Origin of the sequence: Vibrio chagasii, assembly GCF_024347355.1 — a bacterium.
Lineage (GTDB): Bacteria > Pseudomonadota > Gammaproteobacteria > Enterobacterales > Vibrionaceae > Vibrio > Vibrio chagasii.
The window spans coordinates 392,507-405,995 of record NZ_AP025466.1; the positions used below are offsets into that span (position 1 = coordinate 392,507).

Below are 13,489 nucleotides of genomic sequence, written 5' to 3' on the forward strand. Positions count from 1 at the left end.
TGTTACGGATTAATTGGAGTATGAAAAGTTGTCCGAAAGCTGCGCCTTGTTAGCTGCTGTGAGCATCCAGTCTATAAATAGTAAATGCGATACTTTCTCCTGCTAATCTTGGATCACTAGTCTCGATTGGTGCTGATAGATGTGTAATACCCACATCAACTATTACCTCAGGATCTATTTCTGTCACGATACCATATGCACGATAGCGCCAGCCCCACTGGTGGTTTAGCTCTTTCTTGGCTTCAGGATTACCTGAAAACATTGACTCCCATTCTTCGTCTTCATAATGGAGGCCGACTGATAAACAGATATCGATATTTTCTCCAGCTTGATATCTATCGCCCCCAAAGTCGTCCATTACAACAACATTGACACCATCTAATTCGATGATTGCCTCAAGATAGTCACCTTCCGTTTTTTTAAAAATTGCTCTCATAGTTTCCCAACTGAAAACGCCCTGTTATGCGCGTGGTTCATGTGCTTCACAACTTGCAGATTTGTTAATCAACGACTTTGAAGCTTATAAAACACAAGCTCTTGTCTGATGGATATATCTTTCGCAAGATCCATTTGAGCATGAAGACAAATGGAAGGTTTTCTGCTTTTGCATGCTTTCTGTTGAGTTTATCAAAGTTCACATGCTCAACACCGACAATTTCTAGTCTACAGATTTTTCGCCCATCTTCGTGAGTAAGTGCTTCAACAACCTGCCCCGGGTAATAATGGCTTTCAGATTTATCCCTAATCGTTGCAGTCTTTTTACCAGAAAGAATCTGGCGCTCTAGCCTTGTGAAAAATGTAATTTTATCCACCATTGAATACCTACTTCCTTACCGATTCTTCCAAAGATATACCGCCCAATTACGTCAAATCAACCTTGCGCCCTTGTAAAGCGCGAGTGTTTTGAACACAGCTCTCGATACATGTGATCAGATCTTGGGACAGTGACGAAGGCTTTGGTTTATTCGCCCACAAGGCATACATAGGCCGAGTAAAAAGTATTTCAGAGTCGTATTGAATGTGCCCGGACATCTCACTATTCAAATCGGCGATCTCTGTCATAGGCAATAAGCCTACCCCCATGCCTGACGCGACCAGTTTACGTACCAAGGTAATGTCGTTGACCCGAGAAACCTTGGAGTATTGCCGCTCGATACTTAGCAAGTCTTGCCCTGAAATTTGCGTCTTAGAGTACGGCATAATAAGTCGGTCTCGGCTTTTGGAGTCTCTTCTTGAGACAAGGCATACGGCAATGTTGGCTAACTTTTTCTGGTAAAAAGACGAGTCTCTTTGCTCTCCACAACGTATCGCTAAATCAAAAGAAGTTTGGCTGAGCAATACATTTGTATTGGCAGGCTCAATAACGACATCCACATGACTTTTCTCTAGCAGAAAGGCTTCAAGCGCTGGGTATAGTTGGCCAATGATTAAGTTTCGTGGGCAATGTAAGACGAAGGAAACCGCTTCACTTTTCGAGCTTTCAGTTACAGCCTGATGAAGATTTAGGGTGGTCTCGCCAAGCTGTTCAAATAACCCTTTACCAAAGCTGGTGAGTTTGACTCCCCTAGAGGAGCGAATAAAGAGTGACTCACCTAATCTCTCTTCTAATAATAAGATGCGTTTGGACAAGGTAGGCGCGGTAGTTGTTAAGTCTCGTGCCGCTTTTGAATAACTGCCTCGGCGGGCTACTTCAACAAATATTAAAAAATCATCCAGCATAAGGTTTTCCGCAATCTTAGTGTTCTAAAGCTCGTATGGCTGAGGATACGATAAATCCATACAGTATACAGAACGGAGGAAGCGCTATGAAAAAACTTTTGTTCACTGCTCTGTTCTCATGTGCGATGTCAAGTATGGTGTCCGCGTGGGTTACTTACATCAATCTCGGTTTACCAGAGGATTTCATCAGTCGATGGGGCTTTGCCTTTATTAATGCTTGGCCGGCTTCGTTTGCAGCGGCCTACTTGTTGAATAAACCAATCATGGTATTAACCCAAAAATTGATGGGCCAATTTACCCCCCAAAAGGAGAAAAACAATGCTTAGTGTTGTGGCTTTTATTACCCCAAAAAGTGAATTTTATGCGGAGTGCAAACAAAAAGCTGAAGGCATTCTAACTGCTACTCGAGAAGAAGCGGGTTGCTTGCGTTTTGAGCTATATGAAAACAAAGCGAAAGATCAGCTTATCTTGGTTGAAAACTGGGTCGACCAAGCCGCCCTAGACGAACACTATGCCCAGCCATATATCACACCGATATTTGAGTTTTATAAAACCGCATTAGCTCATGAGCCACAAATACACAAAATGACCAATGTAAAGGGTTAAATTCTCAGATATATCTGAGTAAGTCACTAGGTAGGTATTGGCCTCACCTACCTACCGTTTAAAAGTTGCTTGAGCTTTAAACGTTTGTTATGTGTAATTTTCGGCCAACCCATATTTTGCCGATACTTGTTGAATTGATTTCTCAGCCAACTCCATGACGAGACTTTGCAACTCCCCACGTTTATCTGCTTCTTTTAGTACCGTTAGTGAAGTTGTTATAGAAACGTTTAGCTCACTGTATTTCTTATTAATAGAACCAAACTCAACAGCGCGAGAGTCATCACTTCCGTATCTAATGATCAAGCTTAATGTATGGAAAGGAGCTTTATCTGACCAACCACTGCCTTCGAGCGTAGGTTCTAATATGGAACAGACCTCTTGAATACAAACCCCCAGGTTTTTAGGTCGCCCTTTTACCAATCCTACACCACCAATTAATATCCGTTTAGCGCTCATATCTCCCCTTACACATAGACATAATGACCCCCACGAAAGGTGCTAGCCTCCAATATCGTGGGTTAGCTGAAAGCCAGAGCCATAATTAGTGCGTTAAACAACTAAATTTGGAGGCTAGCATGAGTAAAGATAGCATAATTTTCATTGGCTTAGATACGCATAAGTCATTTATTCAAGTCGCTGTTTTACAAGAACATCGAGGGGCAAACCCACAACAGTTAGGCCGTATTAAATCCAATAAGGCCGCGCTAATTAAATTGGCCAAGCAACTGCAATCCAAGTATCCAAAAGCCACTCTGCACTTTGTCTATGAAGCAGGACCATGTGGTTACTGGACTTATCGCCTGATTACGAGCCTTGGACACTGCTGCTATGTCGTCGCTCCATCACTTATACCTAAGAAGCCAGGCGATAGAGTTAAAACTGACAAACGAGACGCAGCAAAGCTCGCCAAGCTGTTAAAAGCCGAAGAGCTTACACCCATCTATGTACCAGAAGCCGAAGATGAAGCTATTCGAGATCTCTCGCGTGCCAGAGAAACGGCAATGAAAGATCTCAAAGACGCAAAGTTCCAACTCAAAGGCTTTCTTCTTCGCAATAATATCCAAGCGACGGTGAATGATAACTGGTCTAAAAAGCATCTACGGTGGCTGACCGATCTCATTCTTCCTCACCATAGTCAACAAATCGTCTTGCAAGAGATGATCATTACTATCAATGAGCGGATACAGCGGCTGCAACGACTCGATAATGAACTGCTCCATCAGGTCAAAAACTGGCGATACTATCCTGTTGTGAAAGCCATTCAAGCTATGCGGGGTGTAAGGTTACTCGTAGCTCTTGGCACAATAGCTGAGCTGGGTGACTTACGGCGGTTCGACCATCCAAGAAAGCTTATGGCTTACCTTGGGCTTGTTCCAACAGAAAACTCCAGTGGAGGGAAAACTCGTCGTGGCAGCTTAACAAAGTGTGGCAACAGTCGAGCCAGACGGTTACTCGTTGAAGGCGCACACACCTATAAGCATAAAGCGAACATATCTGTAGAGCTGCAACTAAGGCAAGAAGGGCTGCCTAAAGAGATAGTTGATATCGCTTGGCAAGCCCAGCAAAGGTTATGTCGTCGTTACCAACGACTACTACAAAAAGGTAAACACCGAAATGTCGTTGTGGTCGCCATCGCAAGAGAGATGATCGCTTACATCTGGGCCATTGCGCGTGAAGTTGTCATCAGCGATGTGGATCCTAGAACTCGAATCGCTCGTTTACCGGCATGAAGACAGAATTAGTGTTATCGCATTGGATAAAGCATCGGGAGTGGCACAAACACCGACGGCGTTAGGACGGCAATATAGCTTCGGCTGTATTGAACCACGAGCATAGACTGAAGACAGGTGCTACGACGGAACAAGTAAGGTAGGCTCTACTCATCAAACGATGAGCAATCCACGTATATCAGCATGAGAACCGACGACATTACTTGCTTCATCTATGCGGTAACACTATCCCAAAATGAACAAAGGCTCTGAAATGAGGGAGCAGAAACTTCTACGTTTTTAATTGACAGTGGGGGTCATATCAACGCCTTGCTAAGGTGAGAGCAACGCAATACCTTAGCCTCCGCATAATACCTTAAACACATAAACCGACGCATAGTAAAAATGCCACGCGTTGCGAATCACTCTTAAGCAACTTGTTATACCGCTTGGTTGAGGCTAAAATGACCAATATAAAGACCACTTAAGAGACCGATTATATGACCACTAGAATTTTAGCCGATGTCGCTGCAAGCATTACTGAGTTGAAAGCTAACCCTATGAAAGTTGCAACTAGTGCTTACGGCGAACCTGTTGCTGTATTAAACCGAAATGAACCGGCATTTTATTGCGTACCTGCCGAAGCGTACGAAATGATGATGGACAGACTCGAAGATCTTGAACTACTCGCTATCGCTAAAGAGCGTGAATCTGAAGAGAGCATTTCGGTAAATATTGATGACCTATAAACTCGACTTTAAAAAGAGCGCCCTCAAAGAGTGGAAAAAGCTTGGTTCTACTCTGCAACAACAATTTAAGAAAAAGCTAATAGAGCGCTTAGATAACCCACATGTTCCGGCTTCAAAACTATCTGGAGCTGACAACATGTATAAAATTAAGTTGCGTCAATCGGGCTACCGTCTCGTCTACAAAGTTGAAGACGATGTCATCATTGTAACCGTCCTAGCAGTTGGAAAGCGCGAACGTAGCGATATTTACCGTAAAGCCATGAAAAGGTTAGATGATTGATTGCGGTATAACAACGCCCAATTAAGGTGTGAAGCACGCAATGACCAAGCCGCTGCATTGCACTTCAACACCGAAGTCACCGCATACCAAAAATGCCACGCGTGCTGAATCACTCTTAAATTGTTTGTTATGCGCACGTACCAAATGTTAGCCACCAACTTTTTTGTAAGCGACTATATGGGAAAGAAATAGTAACGAATACCTTTCGTTAAATCTTATCTTGTATTCATGTTCATCTTCAGATAGCTTTTCCCAACCCTCTCCAAAGTAGTCGTTTATATCATTAACAGCTTCACTTTCTTCTTTTAAATGCTTTTTGTTCCACTGATAAGTACATGATAAAACAAACACTCCATTAAAAGCAGTTGCATCCATCAATGCGTTTACTAAAGTTTTAGGCGATTCACATTGATCCAGTACATTGAGGCAAACTGTTAAATCAAACACTTTCTTAACCACACCACGCTCGAAAGGTGCTTCAATTAAAGTAAATGATACATGATCACACGCTTTTGCTATTGTTGAAGCATCAAAGTCCAAACACCCCAACTCTTTCAAGCTCTTGATATAAGGAAATTCACATTTAGTACCGTCAATTAGTATTTGTTTGAGATTTGATAGCAAGCGGTGAGACGGCTCAACAACTGTGACAGAATTAATGCTTGGTATGTTAGTAACTAACTCGTAGCTATTTCGTCCCAAAGCTGCCCCTACCTCTAATGCGTCAATAGGATCAATACTCTCAGCTTCCAGAGCATCAATAATAAACTTAGCTACGCTTTGTGTGTGGTTTGAGGAGATAAACGACTCAGGTACGTACTTAGATTTACTCTCGAATTGTTCAGACACTCCACTTAAGCGAAGTTTATCAAGCCATTGAACTTCATAGTATGCCGCCAATCCTTTTGGATCTATGTAAAAATCGTCCATTTATAATTCCTCCTATGAAGCTTCATTATTCGGTGCGCATAGACATAATGACCCCCACGAAAGGTGCTAGCCTCCAATATCGTGGGTTAGCTGAAAGCCAGAGCCATAATTAGTGCGTTAAACAACTAAATTTGGAGGCTAGCATGAGTAAAGATAGCATAATTTTCATTGGCTTAGATACGCATAAGTCATTTATTCAAGTCGCTGTTTTACAAGAACATCGAGGGGCAAACCCACAACACCTTGGCCGTATTAAATCTAACAAGTCCGCGCTTATTAAATTGGCCAGACAACTGCAATCCAAGTATCCAAAAGCCACTCTGCACTTTGTCTATGAAGCAGGACCATGTGGTTACTGGACTTATCGCCTGATTACGAGCCTTGGACACTGCTGCTATGTCGTCGCTCCATCACTTATACCTAAGAAGCCAGGCGATAGAGTTAAAACTGACAAACGAGACGCAGCAAAGCTCGCCAAGCTGTTAAAAGCCGAAGAGCTTACACCCATCGATGTACCAGAAGCCGAAGATGAAGCTATTCGAGATCTCTCGCGTGCCAGAGAAACGGCAATGAAAGCTCTCAAAGACGCAAAGTTCCAACTCAAAGGCTTTCTTCTTCGCAATAATATCCAAGCGACGGTGAATGATAACTGGTCTAAAAAGCATCTACGATGGCTAACCGACCTTATTCTTCCTCATCATTGTCAGCAAATCGTCTTACAAGAGATGATCATCACGATCAATGAGCGGATACAGCGGCTTCAACGACTCGATAACGAACTGCTCCATCAAGTCAAAAGCTGGCGATATTATCCTGTAGTAAAAGCCATTCAAGCTATGCGTGTAGTGAGGTTACTCGTAGCACTCGGCACAATCGCTGAACTGGGTGACTTACGGCGGTTCGACCATCCAAGAAAACTTATGGCTTACCTTGGACTTGTCCCAACAGAAAACTCCAGTGGAGGTAAAACTCGTCGTGGCAGCTTAACAAAGTGTGGCAACAGTCGAGCCAGACGGTTACTCGTTGAAGGCGCACATTAACTATTGACGCCATAGTCTCTTATATGGACTCCCCCGTTCAACAAAAAGAACGATAGATATTCGTGTGCTTATATACGAGCTACTATTGAGGAGCTACCTCTGCTCAATGATAATTTCGGCTGTTAGGGTACAATGCTTGTTAGCGAGCTTTTCCTCTTTCGACTATTCTGTATCACCTAACTTTTATCTTACGCTTCATTTTGTCAAACTGTCAGAGCATAGATGCTCTATACTCCGTATCAGATTTAAGCATAGCAAAAGCGGTACGAACTGTTTTATTTGCCAGCGCTACCGCTGCACATTTTTTACCTCTACGTACTACTAATGCTTGTAGCCACTGTTCTTTCTTTGTTTTAGCATCGCGTTTTACGACTTGCTGAACCACAGACATTGCGCCAGTAATTAATAGGCTGCGCAACGTTGAGTTTTTCCGTTTATCAATATGTCCCAACTTCGCTTTACCACCAGAAGAATGTTGGAGTGGTGTTAAGCCAATACAAGCGGAAACATCTTTTCCCTTTTTAAACTGACCAAGTTCTCCTGATGCCAAAGCAATGTACAAATGAACTGCGTTTAACTTACCGATACCTTCAATCTTCATTAACTTTTGGCATTCTTGGATTGACCTTATCCATTGATCAAGGGAATGATCATAAGTATCAATGGCTTCGCACAAAACCAAATATAAGTCGAGTGACACTTTCAGCATATGCCTAAAATCAGCTGTTAGCTCATTGTCCGCGTCTTCCAAAATCAGCTCTATCGATTGAGTAAAGCCTTGATGGTTCCTCGAGACTGGAAGATTAAACTCCCTCATCAATCCTATTAATTGATTTTTTAATGCCGTCCGTTGTTTAACAGCTTGCTCTCGTAATTTCAGCATTGATTGCGCTTGCTGTTGGCTATTCGTCTTACCAGAAACGAAAGTTACTTCAGGTAACTGTGAGGCTTGAATGATCGCTAAAGCGTCATTCTTATCTGTTTTTTGATTCTGACGAACCGCTTTAACCAAACGAGAGGAAATTAACTTCGAAGTGTGGCCTAAAGATGTGGCAATTTGATTCCAATAATTAGAGCTTGCGCAAGCTTCAAACACCACCAGAGAGGGTGACAGATTACTGAGATAAGCGCTGAACTGTTTCGGTGTCATTTCTCGATTAGATTGCACCTTTTTATCTGCGTAAACGCAAACTTGAATAACCTTAGCGGCTAGATCAACGCCAATAATGAGATTTTTCATAATCAGACTCCCGTGTTGCTTCCTATTAAAAGATAGGCGGATTGGGGATGGGGAGTCCAATCATCTTGTTATGTGAATTGTTTCACGCGCCCAAAAGAGGCAGATTCTTACGCTGCTGATAGGTTAAAGCTAACTCTAGACAGGACTTGATGGTCGTTTCTGGTAGCCGTTTCGATAAGGACAGAACTATAGCTCTGTTTCCCTGAAACACCAATTCGTCACCATACAACTCCCGAAATGTATCGACTAGCTTAGTTTGGCAATTAAAGAATAGGTAATAATTATTAGGTGACTTAATCTTCCAGTCCATTCGTAACGGACTGCTAGTTTTTACACTGTAGCTTGGCTCACCCCATTTTAGAGCTTCATCGACTTCACCCAGTTCTAACTCAGATGCGACTTGAAAGACTAAATTTCGCAGCTCCTCTAACCTAGCACGAGCATTATTTGGATACTCATCGAAGCGATCCTTGACTGCCTTGTCCATTGAAATCTCCTATTCACATAACGCCGCAAATAAACGGCAAAAATTAGTTGGCTAAACTTGTGAGGAACGAACAAAGCCAACTGGTTTTTGTCCGCTCTTTTAATTTGCATTGTTAGAGAGCACCAAACCACTGTTTCATGATGCTAATGTCATACTTTAAAAGCCAACTGTTAAACTGTTTATAGATTCTAGAAAGCATGAATTTATTGCCACCCACTAGATCCATACCTCTATCGTCGTATGGATGAGCCAAAACACCTAACTCCAAATCAAATATGTAAACGTCAAGCCAATAGGATGGTCTTATCCCTAATTCATTTGCCATTTTACCAAAAAGCAATTTGTGCAATTCTGATTTTGCGACTTTGAAGAATACATAGTTTCGATGCCATTCTTCATCTTCGTCCCATTCACTGTATATGTACCTTGTTTTTGGGAATTTAACTCCCAATTCGTGTAACTCACGAAACTGTGACAAATTTGATAGAAAAGAATCACCGGCAAAAGAGATACAGATCGAAAGCTCATCGTTTTTTTCGAAAACACTTTCGAGAATCTGAGTTGCACGCTCTAAAGCAGTTGTGAACATCGAAATATGAGATTCATACTTAGCGCCTTCCGACAACTCAAACCTTAAACAGTTTTCGTTGCTATAGAAAATTGCATGTTGAAAGGAGTTTTTCCCAAATTTTTCGAATGCTTGCTGAATCATCCTTGTGCTCTCAAACGCCGCCGTAAGAGGCAGAAAATGCTTGGCTATAGTTAGCGAAGAAGGAGCGCAAGCCAAGCTTTTTGCGTCCTTTCTTGACGGCCTTGTTAGGCTTTCTTAAGCACCGAACATGGTTCGTCTAGCAAATAATTTCGAACCAATAAATTAATTTTATCCTTTAACCATTTGGGACCGAAATCCGAAATATCGTTATGCTTTGATTCAGGAATTTTGACTACGCAAATGTTTGTTTGCTCGGAGGCTGAAGGCAAAACACCTTTATCAGCTGGAAAGTCGCTTGCCCGAATAGATAATACTTTTATATTACTACCTCTAGGCAAAGGAACACGTCTATGATCGAGAGTAATTAATGATTTAATATAAAGCTTATTTTCATTTCCTAACCATGAAGAGATATCACCACCATTTGAGTGCCCAACTAAGAGCAAATTGTCAAAATCATAATATTCAAAACGCCTACTCAAAACTAATTTAACAAAGTCCAGAGTTTGAGCGCCTCTGCGCCAATTTTCACTTCTGGTTTCAAATAAATTTCCTGTCGTTGAAAGTGGTGGGTCATTTGGCAGTTCATGTCCAATAGCTACAACAAGGTAACCCAGGTTATTGAGTTGATTAGCTAAAAATGTATACTTCAAATGAGATACGCCGTAGCCAGCACTCAATAGAGCAACTGGACATTTAGATTCCTTTTTACATTTTTTTACTGATTGAGGAAGCGTAACTTCTATAGGGATATGCCTCTCCCTAGATTCATCGTAGATTGTGTCTGCATTTGAAACGCTGGATGCACTAGCAATTAAAAATACTAATCCTTGCAGATACTTCATAAATCTCCTGAAAGCCTAACGCCGTTGTAACCGGCAAAAATTGTTGGCTAAAATGTGAAGCGAAGCGTAACAGCCAACAGTTTTTTGTCCGCGTTTACGACCTTGTTATGCGTTGACACTCAAATTTAGAAGCGCTTGCGCCTGCACTATCAAGCCAAGTTTAAAATTAAAAAAACACTCACCAAACTCAAAATTGCAAAGAAGCGTTCGACTGGAGAATGATGATTCTGGTCACAGCTTAAATTGAAAAACGAAAAGCCAAGACCTACTTAAAACTTAATTACGCCACTGTACCTAAAAGCTGATTTGAAGAAAAGACTTGAAGTAAAAACCGTTTTAAAGACAGCGATTTAAAGTGACGCATAGACATAATGACCCCCACGAAAGGTGCTAGCCTCCAATATAGTGGGTTAGCTTTAAGCCAGAGCCATAATTAGTGCGTCAAACAACTAAATTTGGAGGCTAGCATGAGTAAAGATAGCATAATTTTCATTGGCTTAGATACGCATAAGTCATTTATTCAAGTCGCTGTTTTACAAGAACATCGAGGGGCAAACCCACAACACCTTGGCCGTATTAAATCTAACAAGTCCGCGCTTATTAAATTGGCCAGACAACTGCAATCCAAGTATCCAAAAGCCACTCTGCACTTTGTCTATGAAGCAGGACCATGTGGTTACTGGACTTATCGCCTGATTACGAGCCTTGGACACTGCTGCTATGTCGTCGCTCCATCACTTATACCTAAGAAGCCAGGCGATAGAGTTAAAACTGACAAACGAGACGCAGCAAAGCTCGCCAAGCTGTTAAAAGCCGAAGAGCTTACACCCATCTATGTACCAGAAGCCGAAGATGAAGCTATTCGAGATCTCTCGCGTGCCAGAGAAACGGCAATGAAAGATCTCAAAGACGCAAAGTTCCAACTCAAAGGCTTTCTTCTTCGCAATAATATCCAAGCGACGGTGAATGATAACTGGTCTAAAAAGCATCTACGGTGGCTGACCGATCTCATTCTTCCTCACCATAGTCAACAAATCGTCTTGCAAGAGATGATCATTACTATCAATGAGCGGATACAGCGGCTGCAACGACTCGATAATGAACTGCTCCATCAGGTCAAAAACTGGCGATACTATCCTGTTGTGAAAGCCATTCAAGCTATGCGGGGTGTAAGGTTACTCGTAGCTCTTGGCACAATAGCTGAGCTGGGTGACTTACGGCGGTTCGACCATCCAAGAAAGCTTATGGCTTACCTTGGGCTTGTTCCAACCGAAAGCTCCAGTGGAGGTAAAACTCGTCGTGGCAGCTTAACAAAGTGTGGCAACAGTCGAGCCAGACGGTTACTCGTTGAAGGCGCACACACCTATAAGCATAAAGCGAACATATCTGTAGAGCTGCAACTAAGGCAAGAAGGGCTGCCTAAAGAGATAGTTGATATCGCTTGGCAAGCCCAGCAAAGGTTATGTCGTCGTTACCAACGACTACTACAAAAAGGTAAACACCGAAATGTCGTTGTGGTCGCCATCGCAAGAGAGATGATCGCTTACATCTGGGCCATTGCGCGTGAAGTTGTCATCAGCGATGTGGATCCTAGAACTCGAATCGCTCGTTTACCGGCATGAAGACAGAATTAGTGTTATCGCATTGGATAAAGCATCGGGAGTGGCACAAACACCGACGGCGTTAGGACGGCAATATAGCTTCGGCTGTATTGAACCACGAGCATAGACTGAAGACAGGTGCTACGACGGAACAAGTAAGGTAGGCTCTACTCATCAAACGATGAGCAATCCACGTATATCAGCATGAGAACCGACGACATTACTTGCTTCATCTATGCGGTAACACTATCCCAAAATGAACAAAGGCTCTGAAATGAGGGAGCAGAAACTTCTACGTTTTTAATTGACAGTGGGGGTCATATCAACGCCCTGTTAAGCTGAGGAACGCAATACCAAAGCCACCGCATACCACCTTAAACACAAAACGCAACGCATAGTAAAAATGCCACGCGTGCCGAATCACTCTTGAACAATTTGTTATGTGCGTTGCTCCATTTCTGCTTTATAGAGCTCTGAACCTACAGCTATCTCCCACAAGTACCCATCTGGATCAGAGAAGTAACCTGAAAAACCACCCCAAAACACAGGCTGCCCTTGCTTTACGATTTTCCCACCATTTGCTTCTGCCTTGTTCAGAAGACTAAGCACTTCACGAGAAGAGTCGACATTTCTAGCCAGTGTAATACCGGCAAAACCTGAACCATCTGCTTCAACACCAACATCTTTAGCTAATTCGGGTTTAGGAAATAAAGCTAACTCCGGTCCATCAACATCCATGAATACAATTTCATCAGATTTATAATCTGTACGCTCTAACCCAAGCACCGCTTCATAAAACTTTGCTGAGGACTCGATATTTGATACGCCCAGCGTGATGATTGATAGTTTTTTCATATTTTGCTCCGAGCGCATAACAGCTATATTAGACAGAATAATTCTGTACTTAAATATAGAATTATTCTGTCTAGTGTCTTAATGACGTAAACGACACACCTATTTTACTATAAATAACAATGATTTAAGTTATAAAATTCTGTACCTGCATCACTAAATACAGATTTTTTCTGTATAACATGAATTGCTCGGCAAAATATGTTCCAGCCTGATGCACGAATAAGTGTTGGACAATTTACCAACAAGCCGTTGCTAAAATAGTTATTATGATACTAAGAACCATTTGTGAGCCAGTACATCCTACTAGCAATCCTGCACCAGCTGTAAATAATAATACTTTCATTTAAAACCTTATTAATAAGCCTATAGTATTATATGAACATTTTTCGCTTGTCTTATACCTCCGAAGAAATAACAACGGTTAGGAGATATTCCAATTATAAGCAAGGCATCATACATCCATTAGAGCGTTCCCGGACACGAACCATAAGGGAGTCGTTATCGGATAATCGCAAAGCATTTTCTGGCCAAAGCTTTTTAGCGCCATCATATTGATAATGTGCAATGCGTTAAAATTTTGTCAGAGAAGCATCTGGACAGAAAGCACTTAGGCTTTTTACCCTATTTCAACTATCAAGTATTGGAAAAGAACTAATTTGCAGTGCTGCAAAATGTAACTCACATGATTCAATACACTAGGTGCTTATCATTTCTAT

General features: G+C 42.0%; 16 protein-coding genes and 1 pseudogene. 7 read left to right on the forward strand and 10 right to left on the reverse strand.

The window, feature by feature from the left end; all coding sequences use genetic code 11:
* Nucleotides 1–49 precede the first annotated feature (49 nt).
* The 3 genes from OCV52_RS17685 to OCV52_RS17695 form a co-directional block, all read right to left on the reverse strand.
* Nucleotides 50–436 (reverse strand): hypothetical protein, encoded by a 387-nt coding sequence (locus OCV52_RS17685; protein WP_102425072.1) that lies wholly within the window; start codon nt 434–436, stop codon nt 50–52.
* 64 nt (nt 437–500) lie between these two features.
* Nucleotides 501–815, reverse strand: coding sequence for a N(4)-acetylcytidine aminohydrolase (gene yqfB, locus OCV52_RS17690; protein ID WP_105023318.1), 315 nt, complete (start codon nt 813–815; stop codon nt 501–503).
* 46 nt (nt 816–861) lie between these two features.
* Nucleotides 862–1,719 carry a LysR family transcriptional regulator gene (locus OCV52_RS17695; RefSeq protein ID WP_102425074.1) on the reverse strand — a complete coding sequence of 286 codons (858 nt, stop codon included), beginning with the start codon at nt 1,717–1,719 and terminating at the stop codon, nt 862–864.
* 86 nt (nt 1,720–1,805) lie between these two features.
* Here OCV52_RS17695 and OCV52_RS17700 point away from each other — a divergent pair, with 86 nt between their 5' ends.
* Together OCV52_RS17700 and OCV52_RS17705 are read left to right on the forward strand one after the other, a co-directional pair.
* Nucleotides 1,806–2,045, forward strand: coding sequence for a DUF2798 domain-containing protein (locus OCV52_RS17700; protein ID WP_137407626.1), 240 nt, complete (start codon nt 1,806–1,808; stop codon nt 2,043–2,045).
* Entirely contained in the window at nt 2,038–2,325 is a 288-nt protein-coding gene (locus tag OCV52_RS17705; RefSeq protein WP_102425075.1) for a putative quinol monooxygenase, read from the forward strand. Before OCV52_RS17700 ends, OCV52_RS17705 begins: the two co-directional genes overlap by 8 nt.
* An 87-nt stretch (nt 2,326–2,412) precedes the next feature.
* On the opposite strand, the gene OCV52_RS17710 is transcribed toward OCV52_RS17705, so the two are convergent.
* Complete coding sequence (locus tag OCV52_RS17710; protein ID WP_137407625.1) at nt 2,413–2,781, reverse strand: Imm39 family immunity protein; 369 nt, start codon at nt 2,779–2,781, stop codon at nt 2,413–2,415.
* A 119-nt stretch (nt 2,782–2,900) separates the two neighbouring features.
* Between OCV52_RS17710 and OCV52_RS17715 the strand changes: the two genes are divergently transcribed.
* The 3 genes from OCV52_RS17715 (at nt 2,901) to OCV52_RS17730 (ending at nt 5,063) form a co-directional block, all read left to right on the forward strand.
* The gene (locus tag OCV52_RS17715; RefSeq protein WP_261900867.1) at nt 2,901–4,055 is read left to right on the forward strand and encodes an IS110 family RNA-guided transposase; all 1,155 of its coding nucleotides are present in this window, start codon (nt 2,901–2,903) and stop codon (nt 4,053–4,055) included.
* Between the two features lie 479 nt (nt 4,056–4,534).
* The gene (locus OCV52_RS17725) at nt 4,535–4,783 is read left to right on the forward strand and encodes a type II toxin-antitoxin system Phd/YefM family antitoxin (protein WP_005377003.1); all 249 of its coding nucleotides are present in this window, start codon (nt 4,535–4,537) and stop codon (nt 4,781–4,783) included.
* Nucleotides 4,773–5,063, forward strand: coding sequence for a type II toxin-antitoxin system RelE family toxin (locus tag OCV52_RS17730; protein ID WP_137409201.1), 291 nt, complete (start codon nt 4,773–4,775; stop codon nt 5,061–5,063). The genes OCV52_RS17725 and OCV52_RS17730 overlap by 11 nt, the downstream gene beginning before the upstream one ends.
* Before the next feature lie 147 nt (nt 5,064–5,210).
* Here the strand turns inward: OCV52_RS17730 and OCV52_RS17740 are convergent, their stop codons facing one another.
* Nucleotides 5,211–5,993 carry a methyltransferase domain-containing protein gene (locus tag OCV52_RS17740; RefSeq protein WP_150897872.1) on the reverse strand — a complete coding sequence of 261 codons (783 nt, stop codon included), beginning with the start codon at nt 5,991–5,993 and terminating at the stop codon, nt 5,211–5,213.
* A gap of 143 nt (nt 5,994–6,136) precedes the next feature.
* On the opposite strand from OCV52_RS17740, the pseudogene OCV52_RS17745 reads away from it, so the two are divergent.
* Nucleotides 6,137–7,030, forward strand: a pseudogene (locus OCV52_RS17745) (IS110 family transposase); the annotation flags it as partial.
* 214 nt (nt 7,031–7,244) lie between these two features.
* Here OCV52_RS17745 and OCV52_RS17750 read toward each other — a convergent pair.
* From OCV52_RS17750 to OCV52_RS17765, 4 genes are all read right to left on the reverse strand, one after another.
* Complete coding sequence (locus OCV52_RS17750; RefSeq protein WP_102459962.1) at nt 7,245–8,273, reverse strand: IS110 family RNA-guided transposase; 1,029 nt, start codon at nt 8,271–8,273, stop codon at nt 7,245–7,247.
* A gap of 82 nt (nt 8,274–8,355) precedes the next feature.
* A complete protein-coding gene (locus OCV52_RS17755; protein ID WP_137409187.1) occupies nt 8,356–8,760 on the reverse strand; it encodes a DUF1801 domain-containing protein in 405 nt (134 codons plus the stop codon).
* Between the two features lie 112 nt (nt 8,761–8,872).
* Nucleotides 8,873–9,472, reverse strand: a complete 600-nt coding sequence (locus tag OCV52_RS17760; protein ID WP_137409188.1) for a DUF3885 domain-containing protein — start codon at nt 9,470–9,472, stop codon at nt 8,873–8,875.
* A gap of 104 nt (nt 9,473–9,576) precedes the next feature.
* Nucleotides 9,577–10,317 (reverse strand): alpha/beta hydrolase, encoded by a 741-nt coding sequence (locus tag OCV52_RS17765; RefSeq protein WP_137409189.1) that lies wholly within the window; start codon nt 10,315–10,317, stop codon nt 9,577–9,579.
* Between the two features lie 467 nt (nt 10,318–10,784).
* Here OCV52_RS17765 and OCV52_RS17770 point away from each other — a divergent pair, with 467 nt between their 5' ends.
* On the forward strand, nt 10,785–11,939 hold the full coding sequence (locus OCV52_RS17770; protein WP_261900893.1) for an IS110 family RNA-guided transposase: 1,155 nt from the start codon (nt 10,785–10,787) through the stop codon (nt 11,937–11,939).
* A 417-nt stretch (nt 11,940–12,356) separates the two neighbouring features.
* Here the strand turns inward: OCV52_RS17770 and OCV52_RS17780 are convergent, their stop codons facing one another.
* A complete protein-coding gene (locus tag OCV52_RS17780; RefSeq protein ID WP_137409193.1) occupies nt 12,357–12,773 on the reverse strand; it encodes a VOC family protein in 417 nt (138 codons plus the stop codon).
* Nucleotides 12,774–13,489 lie beyond the last annotated feature (716 nt).